This is a genomic window from Acidocella aquatica (assembly GCF_030160635.1).
Classification (GTDB): domain Bacteria; phylum Pseudomonadota; class Alphaproteobacteria; order Acetobacterales; family Acetobacteraceae; genus Acidocella; species Acidocella aquatica.
On sequence record NZ_BSOS01000006.1, the window covers coordinates 51,913 to 68,976 of the forward strand.

Below are 17,064 nucleotides of genomic sequence, written 5' to 3' on the forward strand. Positions count from 1 at the left end.
ATGTTTTAAAGATGCATGCCGCCGTCGATGACCAGGGTGGCGCCGGTGATGAAGCTGGCGCGCTCGGAGGAGACGAAGACGACGCCTTCGGCGACCTCGGTGGGGGTGCCCAGGCGCTTGAGCGGAATTTGGGCGACGATGGATTTCAGGGCTTCCTCGTTCAACTGCCCCTCGATGCCGTCTGAGATTTGCCCCGCCATGACCCAGCCGGACTGGATGACGTTGGCGCGGATTTTGAAGCGGGCGTTTTCCTTCGCGGTGGCGAAAAAGAGGGCCTCGACCGCGGCTTTTGGCGCGGCGGAGAGGACGCCGCGGACCTCGGGGCGGAATTTTTGCGAGGAGGTGATGGCGGTGATGGAGCCTGCGGATTTGGCGCTGATTGGGTGGGCCTTGAGGAAGGCCAGCGCCGCCTTGACGAAACTGAAGCAGGCGATGGTGTCATGCTCGAAAATGTTGCGCCAGTTTTCGACCGTGAGGTCGCTGACGTAGCCAACATTGACGGTGGGGCCAGAGGCGTAAACGAAGCTGTGGATTTTGCGGCCGCTCGTGGCGATTTCGGTTAACACGGCATCCAGCGAGGCGGGGTCTTCAAGTTTGACCTGGCGCATCTCGACCTTGACGCCGTGTTTGGCGGCGCGCTCGGCGACCGCCTGCGCGCGTTCAACACCGTTGCGGTAGGTGAACACGACATCCGAACCGGCGCGGGCGAATGCCTCGACAATGGCGCCGCCGATGCCGCCGCTCCCGCCGGTGACGAAGGCGATACCCGCCGGGAAATCCTCATTGGCCATTTTTGTAACCCCCCTCGATGTAGGCGGCGCGCGGGCCGCGACGTGATTTTTATGCCGAACTTCTTCCGCGGGTCCGTAATCGGATAATTTCGGGGCGGCGGATATTGCTCTAATGGTTTTTGCGATTAACATGGATGTGTAAAGTGCGCTAGCGTAGTAATTGAGATCGGCTTGGGGGGAATAGAATGCTGGAGAGGTCGGGGCCGTTGAAGGGATTCCGCGTGCTGGAGATTGCCAGTGTTGGCCCGGGGCCGTTCTGCGCGATGATGCTGGCGGATATGGGGGCTGATGTGTTGCGGATTGAACGCGCCGGGGCGCCGCCGAATGTGCCGCCGATTGATCCGGTGAAAAATGTGCTGCACCGGGGGCGGCGGGCGATTACCATCAATCTGAAAGATGCGCGCGGTGTGGACACGGTGCTGCGGCTGGTGGAAGAGGCCGATGTGCTGCTGGAGGGGTATCGCCCCGGTGTGATGGAGAAACTGGGCGTGGGGCCGGAACCTTGCCAGGCGCGCAACCCGAAGCTGGTGTATGCGCGCATGACGGGTTGGGGGCAGACCGGGCCGATGGCGCATATGGCCGGGCACGATATCAACTACTTCGCGATTTCCGGCAGCCTGCATATGTGTGGCAAAGCCGGGGAGCCGCCGCACCCGAATTTGAATATGGTGGCGGATATGGGCGGTGGTGGCATGATGATGGCCTACGGGATTACCTGTGCGCTGTTGGAGGCCGGACGCTCGGGCAAAGGGCAGATTGTCGATGCCGCCATGGAGGAAGGCACCGCACTGCTGGCCGCGATGATCCATGGCTACCGCGCGATGAACCGCTGGCCGGGCGCGCGGGGGGAGAATCTGCTGGACGGCGGGGCGCCATTTTATAACGTGTACGAGACCGCTGACGGTGGCTACATGGCTGTGGGTTCAATTGAACCACAATTCTATGCGCTGCTGATCAAAGGACTTGGGGTGGACACCAGCGGCCTCCCCCTGCAGCACGATCGCGCGGCCTGGCCGGCGATGAAGCTGCGCTTCGCTGAAATTTTCAAGAGTAAAACCCGTAAGGAATGGGAAGCCATCTACGACGGCACCGATGCCTGCGTGACCCCCGTGCTGACCCCCGACGAAGCCGCAAATTACCCGCATAACCTGGCCCGCCAAAGCTTCGCGGCTCCCGGTGGTGTGCAACAACCCATGCCCGCGCCCAGGTTCAGCCGGACCCCCGGCGCCATCGCCGCGCCCCCCCCAACGGACGACAGCGGCGGTCTTGCCGCCTTCCGCGACTGGGGGCTGAGCGAGGGTGAGATTAAAGACCTCGGCTGGTAAGGGAGAGTCAGTAAGGCCAAGGGGCAAAGCCCCTGGCCTTGCTTACTTCCCGCTAACCGGCAGAAGTCTTTGTTCCACCGGCACGTTACCGCCGCCGTCGACGAAGATGGTTAGGAAGTTCGCACCTTCGTGGCGGAGTTTTTTGAAGGGGGCGTAGGCGGCGCTGTTGTACCAGGTTTTGGCGTTTTCGTAGGTGTCGAATTCGGCGATGACGACGGCTTGGAATTCTTCGTCGCCTTCGACAATTTCGAAATCTTTGTAGGCGCTGAGCATTTTGACGTTGTAGCCGGCGAAGGAGGATTTGGCGGTGGCCCAGTATTCCACGAGTTTGGTGCGGTCGTGGACGGATTTGACGAGGAACAGGCAGTAGGCGGGCATGCTGGGTGCTCCGTTGGGCTTTTAGAGGATGGCGGGGCCTTGTTTGAAGCCCTGGACGCGGGTTGGGCCTTCGCCGGAGAGGCCGGGGTGGCCGGTGTTGTCGCGGCGCGTCATGCGCCAGATGGTGCCGGGGAAGGCGGCGGGGTCGGTGAGCATGGCGGCGACTTGTTCGCCGATTTCAGTCTCGGTCACCCAGAGCGGGTGGGCGTCGGCGCGGGTGCTGACACTGTTGACGACCGAGGCGATGGTGAGTTCTTTAAGGGTGATCGGCTGGCCGTCCAGTTCGTGGGCGATGCCGCGGTAGAGCATGCGCAGGCCGGCCTGGGCGGCGGAGAGGTGGACGCCGCCTTCGAGGATGAAATCGGCCGAGCCGCCGCCGATGGCGAGGTAGACGCCACCGGGCGCGATGGCGGGGATGAAGCAGCGCGCGGCGGTGAAATGGGTGACGAGATCCTGGGCGATGAGGGCGGCGAAGTCATTGGAGGAGTGGCTGAGGACATCGGCGGTGGCGCGCGGGCCGTTGACGGAGACGACGACGCCGTCAATGCGGGGGAAGGTGTCGCGGAGGGATTCGAGCAGGATTTGCGCGGTGGCGTCGGTTTTGAGCGAGCCGGTTATGGTGCGCAAGTTAGCCGGGTCACCGAGTTCCGCGGCGAGGGTGGCCAGGCGGCTGGCATTTTGGCCGATGGCGGCGACCTTGAAGCCGTGGGTGAGCAGGACGGAGGTGATGCCGCGGCCGACTTCACCGCTGGCGCCGATGACGGCGATGTATTCCATGTTGTTTCACTCCCGATAGGTAGGCACGCGGGTCAGGGTGGTGCCTCCTTCCTGACCCGCGCGGTATCAGGCGAAGACTTTGCGGCTGATGATGTCGCGCATGACTTCCGACGAGCCACCGGCGATTTTGCGGATGCGGGCGTCGAGGTAGGCGTGCGCGATCTGGTATTCCATCATGTAGCCGTAGCCGCCGTAGAATTGCAGGCATTCGTCGGCGACTTTGCATTGTAACTCGCCGGCCAGCATTTTGGCCATGGCGGCTTCGGTGGAGTCGAGTTTCTTCTCGACGGCCAGCTCGACGCAGCGGTCGACGAAGACGCGCAGGGCCTGGGTTTGCGCGGCGAGCTCGGCGATTTTGAATTTGGTGTTCTGGAAGTCGGAGACGGTCTGGCCAAAAACCTTGCGTTCCTTGGTGTAGGCGACGGTGTATTCAAGGATGCCCTCGCAGGCGCCGATGGCGGAGACGGCGATGGAGAGGCGTTCCTCGGCGAGGTTGTGCATGGCGATGGCGAAGCCCTTGCCCTCGGCGCCGATGCGGTTGGTGACGGGGACACGCACATCGGTGAAGAACAGCTCGGAGGTATCCTGCGCCTTCAGGCCGAGTTTTTCGAGGTTGCGGCCGCGCTCGAAACCCTTGCGGGTGGTCTCGACGATGATGAAGGTCATGCCCTTGGCACCGGCGGCGGGGTCGGTTTTGCAGGCGAGGATAACGATGTCGCAAAGCTGGCCGTTGGAGATGTAGACTTTTTGGCCGTTGATGACGTAGTCCTCGCCGTCACGGATGGCGGTGGTGCGGATGGCTTTGAGGTCGGAGCCGGCGCCGGGTTCGGTGAGGCCAAGGGCGGCGATGACTTCGCCGGAGGCCATTTTGGGCAGCCACTGCTTTTTTTGTTCTTCGCTGCCGAAGTTGAGGATGTAGGCGGCGGCCATGTCCGAGTGGACGCCAAAGCCGGGGCCGGTGATGCCCGCGCGGCCGAGTTCCTCGGTGAAGATGGCGTTGTATTTGAAGTCCACGCCAGCGCCGCCGTATTCTTCCGGGGCGTTGGAGCAGAGGAAGCCGTTGGCGCCGGCTTTCAGCCAGACTTCGCGCGAGACCTTGCCGTCTTTTTCCCACTGGCGGTGATAGGGGGTGACTTCCGCGGCGATGAATTTTTTGACGGAGTCACGGAACTGTTCATGTTCTTCAGTGTAGATATATCTCGGGATCATGTGATCTGACGGGCTCCCAGGTGGGGGTTAGGTTGGTTGAGGTATAGTAAACAAGCGAACCATGTCAACGTATGGGGTCAACTTGCGGGCGGTGGGCCGCCGCGCTGGGCGTTGACGGCGGCGAGGTCGAAATAGTCGCGGATGGATGTGATAAGCCCGTTTTCCACGGTGACGGCGCCGGCGCAGGGGATTTCCAGGCGTTTGCCGTCTTTCCACATGTAATCCAGGCGTTCGTTGAGCACGGTGCGGCCGTCGGCGGCGGTGGCGAGGCTGAGCACGTCAAATCGGAAGGCGTCATAAGCGGTGAAATATTGCGCGAACAGGGCGCGGATGGCGGGAGCGCCGGTGGTGGTGTTGATGGTGCCGTTGATGAAGACGCAGTCCGGGCCGAGGTGGCGCATGATGGTGTTGAGGTCGTGCGTGGCCCAGGCGGCGAAATAGGCCTGGGTGATTTCCTCTGGGGTGAGGGGCTGGCTCATGCGATGCCGCGGCCGGTGAGGCCGCCGTGGACGGACTGGGCTTCGAAGCCATAGGGGCTGTAGCGGCCGTTTAGGAAGATTTCGATCTGGGCGCGGCCTTTGCTGATTTTGCCGTTGGGGGCGGTGACGGTGACATTGGCCAGATGCTCGACGCCGAAAACCTTACGAGTCTCGCCGTTGCCCGGAAAAATGTGGTCGCAGGGCTGGGTGGAGAAATCGAACTCGTCCCATTCCAGGGCCGGGCTGGCGCCGTGGTAGGTGTGGATGGTGCCGCCGTCGCGCCAGGCGCCGACGTGGTAGCCGACCTGGCCGAGGACGTGCGGCGGGTGGGGGACGTGCATGTCCAGCAGCCATTTTCCGCCGTTGGCGTCGGTGAGGGTGAGGGTGCCGCCGGTCATGGAGCGGGTGCCGGGGCGCCAGGTGAGTTGGTGTTTGGCGGCGGTGAGGGGCAGGGCCGGGCCGTCCCAGCCGAAATTGATCCAGCCTTCGAAAGGGGTGCCGAAGGCGTCGTTGAGGTAGACGTTTTCACCGTCCGGGCCTTCGTGCAGGTGGAAATAGGAGGAGAATCCATCGCCTTCCAGGAAGCAGGAGAAGCGCAGCGCGCGGGGAATGGCGGGCGGCGGGGCGGGGGGAAGGTAATGCGCGGCGGCGGCCAGCGGCGGGCGGCTTTCGTACAGACCCCAGGAGCGGTCGCGCACGCCGCCCCAGGGGGCGTTTTCGGGGAGTTCGTAGCGCCGGCCGTCGATCTCGATCCAGCCGGTGGCGGTGCCGACCTGGTTGAAGCGGCTTTGGTCGGTGGTGTAGCGGCCGTTGCGGGTGGCGCGGTGGTGCGCGGAGAGATGCGGCGGGGCGAGGCCGCGCCAGGTGACATCGTAGCTCATGCCCGATTCGTTGGGCTCCAGCACCATGCGGGTGGTGCGCAGGGGCTCGATGAACTCGTAGCGGAGCGGCCCGATCGACACGCTGAAATCATCGCGCCAGATGCGGCTGAGGCGCAGGGTGCGCTGCACGCCGTTGATGTTGAGCGAGCTGTGGCCGCCGATCATGTTGCTGTTGGGGGCGATGCGCATGCCGTTGATGAGGAAGACGCCGCTCTCGAGGTCGTAGACGCCGTAGTAGTAGCCGTCGTCCCACGCGGGGTCTGACGCTGGGATGTAGCTCATGGGGTAGGCGGTGGCGTGGACCGGGTATTCATCATACGGGGTCAGCGGCATTTTTTCGAAATCTTGTTCGGACAATTTTGCCGTTCCTCCGGGCTTTTTGCTGAAATTCCAAGACTGCCGCGTGGTTTGGCGCGCGTGCGCCATGGTGGGGAATAAGTTGACACTTGGCGAGGCGGGTTATAATCCGAGATCTAATTAGTGTGCAACTGTATTATACATATCCTTGCAAACTGCGGCAGGCAGTTGCGGGGTAGGCAGGGGAGGCCGCGATATGGGGATTTGCGACGGGCGGGTGGCGATTGTGACAGGCGGCGGGCGCGGTGTGGGCCGTGCCTATGCGCTGATGCTGGCCTCGCAGGGGGCGAAGGTCGTGGTTAACGATCTGGGCGCCGCCGCGAACGGCGTGGGGGCGGATTTGTCACCGGCGCAGGAAGTGGTGAACGAGATCGTTGCCAAGGGCGGCGAGGCGATTGTGAACGGCTCTGACGTGTCCGACTGGGCGCAGGCGCATGCGATGGTGCAGGGCGCGGTGGACCAGTTTGGGCATCTGGACATCCTGATCAACAATGCCGGCATTCTGCGTGACCGCATGATGGTGAATATGACCGAGGATGACTGGGATGCGGTCATCAAGGTGCATTTGAAGGGCACGTTTGCGCCCGCGCACCACGCGGCGAATTATTGGCGCACGGAGAGCAAGGCAGGGCGGCAGCGCGATGCGCGGATTATCAACACCAGCTCCGGCTCCGGGCTGTTTGGCAACATTGGCCAGGCGAATTATGCGGCGGCGAAGGGCGGGATTGCCTCGTTCACCATCGTGATTGCGCGTGAGCTGGCGCGGATTGGCGTGACGGTGAATGCGATCGCGCCGCGTGCGCAGACGCGCATGACGGAGAATTTACGCGAGGTTTCCGGCGAGGCGCTGTTGCGGCGCGACCCAGAATGGATTGCCGCACTGGTGACATGGCTGGCCAGCCCGGCCGCGCGTGATGTGACCGGGCGGGTGTTTGAGGCCTGGGGCTTTGGCTACTCGGTGGCGGGTGGCTGGACGCATGGGCCGATTACCGAGGCCTCGCGCGACCCGGCGACGGTGGAGGACGGGGTGCGCCACATATTGGCGGCGGCGCGCTACAATGCCGGGATCGACCGCGATACCTGGCTGAATCCATAGATATTACGGAGGAAAATCCATGAAGCGCGTTAGCATTCACGATTACGGCGGACCCGAGCAGCTGGTTTATGAAGACGCCGCGGCGCCGGTGGCGGGGCCAGGGCAGTTGCTGGTGAAGGTGGCGGCGAGCAGCGTCAACCCGGTGGATTGGAAGATCCGCAGCGGGGCAACGCGGGCGATGATGGATTTTCCCATGCCGCTGGTGCTGGGGGGCGATATTGCAGGCACGGTGGTGGCGGTTGGCGAGGGCGTGAGCGGCTGGGCCGTGGGCGAGGAAGTGTTCGCGTTGATCGGGCTGGTGGGGGCGTATGCCGAATATGTGGCGGTGAATGCCGCGATTGTGGCGCGCAAGCCTGTGGGGTTGAGCTTTGAGGCGGCGGCGGCGCTGCCGCTGGTGGCGCTGACCGCGTGGCAGGCTTTGGCCGAGGATGGGCGCGAGCTGAAGGGCAAGCATGTGTTGGTGCATAATGCCTCCGGCGGTGTTGGCACCATGGCCGTGCAACTGGCCAAGGCGGCGGGAGCGCGGGTGACGGCGAGTGCTTCGGCGAAAAATGCGGCGCTTGTGCGTGGGCTGGGAGCCGATTTGGTGGTGGACTTCCGGGCGTCGCCTGTGGATGTGGTGGCCAAGGATGTGGATATTCTGCTCGATTGCGTGGGCAATAGTGCTGCGTTTGCGTTGTGGCCGCTGGTGCGGGCGGGTGGTTCGATGATCCGGCTGGGTGGCGGGGCGGATGATGCCAAGCCGGCGGAAGCGGCGGGCGTGCGGATTTTGAAAATACGGGTACGGCCGGATGCGGCGCAACTGCGTGAGATCGCCGCACTGGTGGAAGCGGGCAAGCTGCGCCCGGTGGTGGGTGAGGTGCTGCCATTGGCCGAGGTGGCGAAGGCGCATGTGGCGAGCCAGGGCGGGCATGTGCTCGGAAAAATAGTGCTGAAGATGTGAAGTTGGCGCGGGTGGCTTCCATTGCTTGCTATGGGGGTTGACGTGCGGTAATATGCTCTAGCTTATTATACGCAACTATTAATTTGCCTCTTTGAGGGGCGCAAATTGCGGCGGGGAATGAAAATCATGCCATTGGATAATTCGCTACAGGCTGCCTTGGTCCAGGCGAACGCGGAGAAGGGGTCCTTTCGGGTGAACCGCGCCGCATACAAGAGCCGGGAAGTATTCGAGCGGGAAAAAAAGCTAATTTTCGAGAAATGCTGGCTGTACCTCGGGCATGGCACGGAGTTGAAGAAAAAAGGCGATTTTGCCTCGCGCCGGGTGGGTGGTCGCGATATCATTTTTATCAGAGACCGTAACGACCAGGTGGCGGCATTCTATAATAGCTGCACGCATCGCGGCGCGAAGATTTGCCGGGAGCATAATGGAAATGCGAGGACTTTTGCTTGTCCGTATCATGGCTGGGTGTTCAATTCCGAAGGCAAGCTGGTCTCGCAGAATGCCAGCAGCGGTTATGTGGAAAACCTGAACGCCGATGGCCATCTGGATTTGCTGCCGGTGCCGCGGCTGGAGCATTACCGGGATTTCTATTTCCTGAATTATAATCAGAAGGCGATCAGCCTGCATGATTATCTGGCGGGCGCGCGCGATGCGATCGACGCGATCTGCGACCAGACCGAAGACAAGCAGATTATTCTGGCAGGTGAGCATAGCTACAGCGTGCGCGCCAACTATAAGTTCATGGCCGAGAACAGCTATGATGGGTATCATCTCTTGCCCGTTCATGCCTCGTTCTTTGACCATTTACGTGACCAGTATGCGGGGACCTCGGCCGCGCATGTCGTGGATGAAACCATTGCGAGTTATAACACGCGTGGCGCGGTGCGCGGCCTGGGGATGGGGCACGCGGTGCTGGATTCCTATGTGCCGACCGGCCGCCCTGTGGCGCAATGGCTACCCTCGATGGGGGCGGCGTTAAAGCCGGAGATCGAAGCGAAATACGCGCGGCTGGTTGAGCGGTTTGGTAAGGAACGAGCGGACTATATTGCGGAGACGCAGAAGAATCTGGTGATTTTCCCGAATCTGGTGATCAACGATATTCTCTCGACCACGGTGCGTTATGTTGAGCCGGAAGGGCCGGATATGATGCGGATAACCGCCTGGGCCTTGGGGCCGAATGATGAAAGTCCGGCACTGCGAGCTATGCGCCTGGATAATTTCGTGTCGTTTCTGGGGCCGGCGGGGTTTGGCTCGCCCGACGATATTGAAATGTTGGAGATATGTCAGACAGCGCTTGAACATACGCCTATTGAGTGGAATGAAATTTCCAAAGGCATGGCGCCAGGCGGGGATCGGCGGACGATTGCTGGTGCTCCGGATGATGAAATTCAGATGCAGGCTTATTGGACACAATGGGATTTGATCATGCGGGGCATTGAGACCTTGGAGACATGACAAGGTTTTGCCTTGGGCAGAGTGGATTGAGGACCAAAAGAGCGAATGGCACGATACCGGTAAGTATCCGGCCTGAATAAAAAATTAGGCTGCAAGGAGGGAATTAATTGTATGCCATCTATATTGACACGGACCGAAGCCGAAGACTTTTTGTTCCATGAAGCTGAATTACTCGATGACTGGCGGATGCCGGAATGGGCGGCGTTGTATACTGAAGGCGCGCTGTATGAAGTGACGTCGCCGGCATCGCCCGATCCTGTAGCGTCCAATGCGGCAAACAGTCTGTTTTTAATCTCAGATCATATCGACAGAATTCGTGGCCGCGCCAACAGGCTTATGAAAAAGAGTGCCCATGCGGAGTTTCCACGCTCAAAGACGCGCCATCTGGTGACGAATGTGCGTATTGTGGGTGAGGAGGATGGCGGGACGCGGCTGCGTGCGAATATCGCAGTTTACCGGACCAAGGAAGATACCAGCACCGTGTTTATGGGCGAGGCCTGGTATACGATCGTGAATGAAGGTGGGACACTTAAAATTCATCGCAAGCGGATCATTCTTGATCTGAACAGCCTTTATAACCAAGGCCGTCTGACAATTATTTTATAACTCTGATGGTGGGGCAAAAAAAATGGCCGTAAATTTCCGCTATAGAAGGCTTGGCTACGTTGCATTGAATGTAATTGATGTTGAAAAATCAACGAAATTTGCAACAGACGTGTTTGGGCTTGACTGTGTTGGCGAGGGGCCAAACGGGGCGCGGTTTTTCCGCTCTGGGACGTCGCATCATGATATTATCCTGACCCCAGCCGCGAGCCCCGCGTTTGTACGCAGCTCCTGGGAGCTTGAGACGGAGGAGGATCTTGACCGGGCGTTCAGGCATTATCAAGGGCTCGGTTTGAACCCGGTGTGGCTGGGTGCTGGCGAGAGCGCGGATTTGAAATTGGAGCGAGCCTTCCGGATGATTGAACCGGTGCTCGGCACGACCTGGGAATATTATGCGCGGATGACGTATTTGACATCACCGCGGCAGAATCGGCTGACCAAGTTCCAGGGCGGGAAGCATTATGGGCTTGTGGTGCCCGACTGCAAGAAGATGAACGACTATATGGTCGAAAACATGGGCTTCCTGGTGTCGGACTATATGGAAGGGTGGTTCGCCTCGTTGCTGCGGGCGTTCCCGAATCCGAACCATCATAGCTTTGCGCCGCTGCAGTTTCCCTCGCCTAAGCCGGTGTTTCACCATGTGGCGTTTATGGTTGATGAAATCGACGATATTGGAAAATTGCTGAACCGCGCTAAGCAGTTTGATGTGAAGATTCAGTTTGGCATTGGCCGGCATCCGACATCAGGCAGCATTCATCTGTATCTGTACGATCCGGACTATTTTGTGTGGGAATACACGCTGGGCATGGAGCAGTTCCCCGAGGCGGGCGCGCGCGAGCCAAGACGGATGTCGTCGTTGCCGGAAAATCTTGACCTGTGGCAGGCGGTGCCGGATCGGGAACATTTCAGCAAAATGCCGCCGATTATACAGGCGCTCTGAATGCTGATTGATTTCCATAGCCATTTCATTCCGGGTTCTTTCCCTGAATTACCGCAGGGAATTGAGGAGCCGGCCTGGCCCCGGCTGGAACTGGATGGCCAAGGGCATGGCACGATGTTTACCGGTGCGCGGAAGTTCCGGGCGTTTGATGATATCTACTGGGATGTTCCCAGGCGCCTTGCGGTGATGGATGCGGCTGGGCTTGATATGCAGGTGATATCCCCGTTGCCGGAAACGTTGTCCTACTGGCTTGATGCGGCGGCGGCGGTTGTGTTGACTGATGCAATGAATGAAGCCTGCGCTGCGATGGTGGCGCAGGCGCCGCTGCGGTTGAAGGGGTTTGGCGCGGTGGCGCTGCAGAATCCTGAAGCGGCGATTAGGCAGGTTGCTGATGTCGCGCGGATGCCGGGGATGGTGGGCATTTTTGTGGGCAGCCATGTCAACGGAAAGTCGATTGCTTCGTCCGAGTTTCATCTGGTGTTCGCAGCGGCGGAAAAGGCCGGACTGTTGGTGTTTGTGCATGGGATTAAGCCAGATATTTTGGGCAAGGTGGCGGGACCGCCGCTGCTGGAGGCCGTTTTAGGTATCCCGCAGGAAAATGCGCTGGCTCTGGCCTCGTTTATTTCCACGGATATTCTGGGGAAATTTCCAGAGTTAAAGTTGGTTTTTAGCCATGGCGGCGGAACCATTGGGGCGGTGATTGACCGCATGACCTTGGTTTGGGAAAAATTCGCGGATATGCGTGTGGCGATAAAAATCCCGCCGCTCGAATATGCGCGGCGATTTTGGTACGATACTGTCGTATTCAGCCCGGAGTATCTCGGCTATCTGATCGCGCGGTTGGGGGCTGATCGGATTGTTGCGGGAACGGATGGGCCGACCGAAATCGGCCAGACCAATCTGCGCGGCTTTATCGCAGCGACAGGCGTTGATGCGGCGGACCAGGAGCGCGTTGGCGGCGGCAACGCGTTGGCATTGTTTATGAAGACGCCTGGCATTATCGCGATAAAATACATGGATTAATCTCTCCGGGTGAATTGACCTGGGAAATTGTGATGACGAGGACAGGACATGGTTAAGACGGCTGTAAAGCTCGACGATAAATTTACACAGGATCATGGACGGGTCTATATTTCGTCTAACCAGGCGCTGGTGCGTCTGCCGATTATGCAGCGCCAGCGCGATGCGGCTGCAGGGTTAAATACAGCCGGGTATATCACCGGATATCGTGGCTCGCCCATTGGTGTTTACGACACCAATCTATGGGCCGCAGCCGATTATTTGAAAGACAATCATATCCGCTTCCAGCCGGGGGTGAACGAGGAGATGGCGGCGTCCACGATTCGTGGCACGCAATGGTTGAGTTATTACAAAGAGGCAAAATACGACGGTATTTTTTCAATCTGGTATGCCAAGAATCTGGGGGTTGACCGGGCGTTTGAAGTGTTGCGCCAGGGTAATCTGGAGGGTTCGGCCAAGAATGGCGGTGTGTTGGTGGTTGGCGCCGACGATGTTGGCGGTAAGTCCACGGTAACAGCGACTTCGTCTGATCCGGTATGGCGTGCGGCATTGATGCCGATTCTCTATCCGTCCAATACGCAGGAATATCTGGATTTTGGCTTGTATGGGTTTGGCCTGTCGCGTTATGCGGGGGTGTGGACAGGGTTCAAGGTGGTTACGGATACCATCGAGCTGACCTCTACGATTGACGTTAACCCGGAGCGTTCGCGCATTATTTTACCGGCGGATTTTCAGATGCCGCCGGGTGGCATTAATAAGATGAAGGGGGATATTGCACCTTTGCCGATTGAGCGGCGGTTGGTGGAATTTAAGTTGCCGGCCGCGCAGGCTTTTGCGCGCGCCAATAATCTTGACAAGATCATCCTCGACAGCGAACGCCGCGAGCTTGGCATTGTGACCGCGGGTAAGCCGTATCAGGATGTGCGCGAGGCGTTGAACGAGTTGGATATCGACGAGAACCGCGCGCGGGCGCTGGGTATCCGGCTGCTCAAGCTCGGCATGATTTTTCCGGTGGAGCCGAATGTTGCCACGCACTTCGCGCTTGACCACAAGGAGATTCTGGTTGTCGAGGAGAAGAGTGCGTTTATCGAGGATCAGCTGATCACGCTGCTTTACCATACCGAAGCAGCGCGCCGGCCGCAGGTGACGGGCAAGAAGGACGACAGGGGTGAACGTCTGGTACCTGATTTCGGTGAGACTTCGGTACATCTGCTGATCGACGTGCTGAGCCGACGGATTGAGGCGCTGGGCCTGGCGGATGACCGGCTCAAAGAGCGCATTGCGCGGATTCGTGAGCGGCGCAGCAATGTGCAGCCGATCAAGCAAACGGGTCTGGTGCGGACGGCGTTTTTTTGCTCGGGTTGCCCGCATAATACCTCGACGCGCACGGTTGATGGCAGTCTGACGTTTGCGGGTGTTGGCTGCCACGGGCTGGCGGCGATGTTTATGCCTGACAGGCCGACCGAATGGGCGGTGCAGATGGGCGGCGAGGGATCGTTGTGGGCGGGGCTGCATTCTTTTGTTGATGTGCCGCACGCATTCCAGAATTTGGGTGATGGTACATATTTTCATTCAGGTATTCTGGCCATTCGTGCGGCTGTCGCATCCGGCGCGAACATGACCTACAAGCTGCTGTATAATGATGCGGTGGCGATGACGGGTGGACAGCCGGTCGATGGCAAGTTGAGCGTCGAGGCGATGGCTAACCAGGTGTATTGGGAAGGCGTGAAGCCGATTGTGATTGTCACCGACGAGCCGGATAAATATCCCGCGGATGTGATCTGGCCGCCGGGAACAACCATCCGGCACCGGCGCGACCTGGAGGACGTGCAGCGCGAGATGCAGAAACTCCCTGGTGTTTCCGGCCTGATTTATGATCAGACCTGTGCTGCGGAGAAGCGCCGCCGGCGCAAGCGCAAGACCTTTCCCGACCCGGCGAAGCGCTTGTTCATCAACCAAGATGTCTGTGAAGGCTGTGGCGATTGCAGCAAAAAATCGAACTGTGTGAGTGTGCAGCCGGTTGATACCGAGTTCGGCCGCAAGCGCAAGATTGATCAGTCTAGCTGCAACAAGGATTTCTCATGCCAGGATGGCTTCTGCCCATCGTTTGTGAGTGTGCTGGGCGGCTCGGTGCGTAAGTTTGGTGCGGTGTTCAAGGACGCGGAACTGGCTGATCTGTTCAAGACACTGCCGGAGCCAGGCGCTCCGGCGGAGAAGCCGGTTTATAATATCGTGCTCACCGGTATTGGCGGGACGGGCGTGCTGACTGTGGCGGCGATTGCCGGCATGGCAGCGCATCTCGACAATAAGGGGTCCAGCGTGATGGACATGACGGGGATGGCGCAGAAAGGCGGTTCGGTGCTTAGCCATATCCGTATCGCCAACTCGCCGGATGCGTTGCATGCGCCGCGGCTTTGGGCTGGTTCGGCCGATTTGGTGCTGGGTTGCGATCTGGTCGTGACTGCGAGCGCGCAGACGCTGGACATGGTGTCGCCGGATACGAAGATCGTGGTGAATAGTGATATTGTGCCGACGGCGCAGTTTCAGTCCAACAATGCGATTCAGTTGAATCCACAAACACAACTTGATGTGTTGCGGGGAATTGTTGGGGCGGAAAATCTGGCGGAGCGGCCGGCGACATCAATCGCGACGCGGTTGATGGGTGACAGTATTACGACGAACATGTTCATGTTCGGGTTCGCGGTGCAGAAGGGGCTGGTGCCGCTTTCGGTCGCGGCGATCGAAGAAGCGATCAAGCTTAACGGCTCGCAGGTGAAGGCAACTTTGCAGGTGTTCAACTGGGGCCGGCTGGCCGCGCATGATGAGCCGATGCTGGAAGAGTATCTGGAGAAATGCGGCGTTGAGGAATTGGCGGAGCCGGTGTCACAGACACTGGATGCGTTGATCGAACGGCGCGTGAGGCACCTGACTGATTACCAGAACGCTGGTTGGGCAAAGCAATATAGCGACTTTGTTAGCAAGGTGCGTGAGGCTGAATTGGTGGGTGTGCCGGGTGGCGAACTGAAGGTGACGGCCTCGGTGGCGCGCTATCTGAGCAAGCTGATGTCTTACAAGGACGAATATGAAGTTGCGCGCCTTTATACCAACGGTGATTTCATTAAGCGGTTGCAGCAGCAATTTGAAGGTGACTTCAAGCTTGAGTTCAACATGGCGCCGCCGTTGATCGCCAAGGCGCGCAAGCCTGGTGGTGAACCGCAGAAGATCGCCATCGGGGGTTGGATGTTTAACGTGCTGAAGGTGATGGCAAAACTGAAGGGTTTGCGCGGCGGGGCGCTTGATGTATTCGGGCGGACGGCGGAGCGCCGGATGGAGCGCCGGTTAATTGGCGAATACCGTGACCTTATCACCAATGTGCTGGAGCAGTTGACGCCGGCGACACAGAATTTGGTAACACGGATTGCTGAGTTGCCCGAGATCATCCGTGGCTATGGCGTGATCAAGGATGGCCATGTTAAGCAATTTGAAGTGGAGAAGCAAAAGCTTCTGGCGGAACTGAACAAGGGCTCGCCGGCGCTGGCGGCTTGATGCCGACAATCTCGGATTGATACGCGGCCAGTCTGCACTGAAAGGTTTAGACTGGCCGTTGCGTTCGGTTGCTAAAAAACAAAAGACCTAGCAGTAACCGAGTTGACGGCCTGCGAGGTCCAGGAGAATTTCTTCGGAGCCCCCGCCGATGGCATAGACGCGGACTTCGCGGTAGAGGCGTTCGGTTTTGGTGCCGCGGATGTAGGAGGCGCCACCGAGGACTTGTGCGGCTTCGCGGGCGACGCGTTCGAAGGTGCGTGTTGCTTGTACTTTTAAGAGTGCGAAATCGGCGGCGTTGATTTTGCCTTCCCGGAAACGCCAGGCGCAAAGGTCGACAAAGGCCTGTGTTGTATCGATGTGACGTTGCATGTCGGCTAGTTTGACGCGAATCACTTGATGTTCGGTGAGTCTCTTGCCGAAAGTATAGCGCTGTTTTGCCCATTCAGCGGCTTCGGTGAGGCAGACCCTGGCCTGGCCGCAGCAACTTTGCGCGGCGACGAGCCGTTCGGCGTTGAAATTTTCGAGGATCTTGATGAAGCCGCCATTTTCGGGACCGATCAGGTTTTCAACAGGCACCTCTACGTCGTCGAAGTAGAGCGCCGCGGTGTCAGAGCAATGCCAGCCCATTTTGTCGAGCTTGGTCTGGGTGAACCCAGGCGAGCCTTTTTCAATTAAAAGCAGGGAAATTCCCTTCATGCCCTCACCGCCGGTGCGAACGGCGACGACGTAGTAGTCGGCACGCATGCCGTTGCTGATGAACATTTTGGAGCCATTGACAATGTATTTCCCGCCGCGCCGGACGGCTGTGGTTTTGAGGCGCGCAACGTCCGAGCCGCCCGAGGGTTCGGTGATGCCAAGTGCCATGATTTTCTCGCCGCGCAGCACGGCCGGTGCGATGCGCTGCTTCATTTCTTCGGACCCCATGGCAAGAACAGGTGGCAATGCCACGAAATGGGTCATTAAAACCGAATGGATGCCGCCGGCGCCTGCGAGGGCGAGTTCCTCGGCGCAGACGAGGTTATGGAAAATATCGATGCCTTCCGAGGTTCCACCGTATTGTTCGGGAAATCCGAGCCCGGTAATCCCGGCCTCTCCAGCTTTGCGGTTCAGTTCGCGCGGGGTGTCGCAGGTCGCTTCCCAGTGGTCGAGATTGGGCAGGACTTCCTTTTGGATGAACCGGCGGACAAGATGGGAAATTTCTTCATGGGTTTCATTGTAAAAGGGTGACCGTACGCGCCATGCGTCGAAAATTGCTTCCAATTTC

At 59.4% G+C, this 17,064-nt stretch carries 15 protein-coding genes and 1 pseudogene; 9 read left to right on the forward strand and 7 right to left on the reverse strand.

Annotated elements, in window-relative coordinates; genetic code table 11:
* Nucleotides 1-5: 5 nt before the first annotated feature.
* On the reverse strand, nt 6-791 hold the full coding sequence (locus tag QQJ84_RS01695) for an SDR family NAD(P)-dependent oxidoreductase (RefSeq protein WP_284256184.1): 786 nt from the start codon (nt 789-791) through the stop codon (nt 6-8).
* A gap of 185 nt (nt 792-976) precedes the next feature.
* Here QQJ84_RS01695 and QQJ84_RS01700 point away from each other — a divergent pair, with 185 nt between their 5' ends.
* Nucleotides 977-2,116, forward strand: a complete 1,140-nt coding sequence (locus QQJ84_RS01700; RefSeq protein ID WP_284256185.1) for a CaiB/BaiF CoA transferase family protein — start codon at nt 977-979, stop codon at nt 2,114-2,116.
* A 42-nt stretch (nt 2,117-2,158) separates the two neighbouring features.
* On the opposite strand, the gene QQJ84_RS01705 is transcribed toward QQJ84_RS01700, so the two are convergent.
* The 5 genes from QQJ84_RS01705 to QQJ84_RS01725 all read right to left on the reverse strand — a co-directional run bounded on the left by QQJ84_RS01705 (nt 2,159) and on the right by QQJ84_RS01725 (nt 6,197).
* Nucleotides 2,159-2,494 (reverse strand): DUF1330 domain-containing protein, encoded by a 336-nt coding sequence (locus QQJ84_RS01705; protein WP_284256186.1) that lies wholly within the window; start codon nt 2,492-2,494, stop codon nt 2,159-2,161.
* 21 nt (nt 2,495-2,515) lie between these two features.
* Nucleotides 2,516-3,271, reverse strand: a complete 756-nt coding sequence (locus QQJ84_RS01710) for an SDR family NAD(P)-dependent oxidoreductase (protein WP_284256187.1) — start codon at nt 3,269-3,271, stop codon at nt 2,516-2,518.
* A 66-nt stretch (nt 3,272-3,337) separates the two neighbouring features.
* On the reverse strand, nt 3,338-4,480 hold the full coding sequence (locus QQJ84_RS01715; protein WP_284256188.1) for an acyl-CoA dehydrogenase family protein: 1,143 nt from the start codon (nt 4,478-4,480) through the stop codon (nt 3,338-3,340).
* Nucleotides 4,481-4,557: 77 nt separating this feature from the next.
* Nucleotides 4,558-4,959: a nuclear transport factor 2 family protein gene (locus tag QQJ84_RS01720; protein WP_284256189.1), complete on the reverse strand. Its 402-nt coding sequence runs from the start codon at nt 4,957-4,959 to the stop codon at nt 4,558-4,560.
* A complete protein-coding gene (locus QQJ84_RS01725) occupies nt 4,956-6,197 on the reverse strand; it encodes a hypothetical protein (RefSeq protein ID WP_284256192.1) in 1,242 nt (413 codons plus the stop codon). The genes QQJ84_RS01720 and QQJ84_RS01725 overlap by 4 nt, the downstream gene beginning before the upstream one ends.
* 196 nt (nt 6,198-6,393) lie before the next feature.
* Between QQJ84_RS01725 and QQJ84_RS01730 the strand changes: the two genes are divergently transcribed.
* From QQJ84_RS01730 to QQJ84_RS01760, 8 genes and pseudogenes are all read left to right on the forward strand, one after another.
* A complete protein-coding gene (locus QQJ84_RS01730) occupies nt 6,394-7,293 on the forward strand; it encodes an SDR family oxidoreductase (protein WP_284256193.1) in 900 nt (299 codons plus the stop codon).
* Nucleotides 7,294-7,312: 19 nt separating this feature from the next.
* Nucleotides 7,313-8,236 (forward strand): NADP-dependent oxidoreductase, encoded by a 924-nt coding sequence (locus QQJ84_RS01735; protein ID WP_284256194.1) that lies wholly within the window; start codon nt 7,313-7,315, stop codon nt 8,234-8,236.
* Nucleotides 8,237-8,428: 192 nt separating this feature from the next.
* Nucleotides 8,429-9,691, forward strand: a complete 1,263-nt coding sequence (locus tag QQJ84_RS01740; RefSeq protein ID WP_284256195.1) for an aromatic ring-hydroxylating oxygenase subunit alpha — start codon at nt 8,429-8,431, stop codon at nt 9,689-9,691.
* A gap of 111 nt (nt 9,692-9,802) precedes the next feature.
* A complete protein-coding gene (locus QQJ84_RS01745) occupies nt 9,803-10,297 on the forward strand; it encodes an aromatic-ring-hydroxylating dioxygenase subunit beta (RefSeq protein ID WP_284256196.1) in 495 nt (164 codons plus the stop codon).
* Between the two features lie 22 nt (nt 10,298-10,319).
* A pseudogene (locus QQJ84_RS19410) lies at nt 10,320-10,577 on the forward strand (VOC family protein); the annotation flags it as partial.
* 18 nt (nt 10,578-10,595) lie between these two features.
* Nucleotides 10,596-11,234 (forward strand): VOC family protein, encoded by a 639-nt coding sequence (locus tag QQJ84_RS01750; RefSeq protein ID WP_284256269.1) that lies wholly within the window; start codon nt 10,596-10,598, stop codon nt 11,232-11,234.
* Nucleotides 11,235-12,257, forward strand: a complete 1,023-nt coding sequence (locus QQJ84_RS01755; protein WP_284256197.1) for an amidohydrolase family protein — start codon at nt 11,235-11,237, stop codon at nt 12,255-12,257.
* A gap of 48 nt (nt 12,258-12,305) precedes the next feature.
* The gene (locus tag QQJ84_RS01760; protein ID WP_284256198.1) at nt 12,306-15,800 is read left to right on the forward strand and encodes an indolepyruvate ferredoxin oxidoreductase family protein; all 3,495 of its coding nucleotides are present in this window, start codon (nt 12,306-12,308) and stop codon (nt 15,798-15,800) included.
* A gap of 87 nt (nt 15,801-15,887) precedes the next feature.
* Here QQJ84_RS01760 and QQJ84_RS01765 read toward each other — a convergent pair whose 3' ends face one another.
* Nucleotides 15,888-17,060 (reverse strand): acyl-CoA dehydrogenase family protein, encoded by a 1,173-nt coding sequence (locus tag QQJ84_RS01765; RefSeq protein WP_284256199.1) that lies wholly within the window; start codon nt 17,058-17,060, stop codon nt 15,888-15,890.
* Nucleotides 17,061-17,064: the final 4 nt, after the last annotated feature.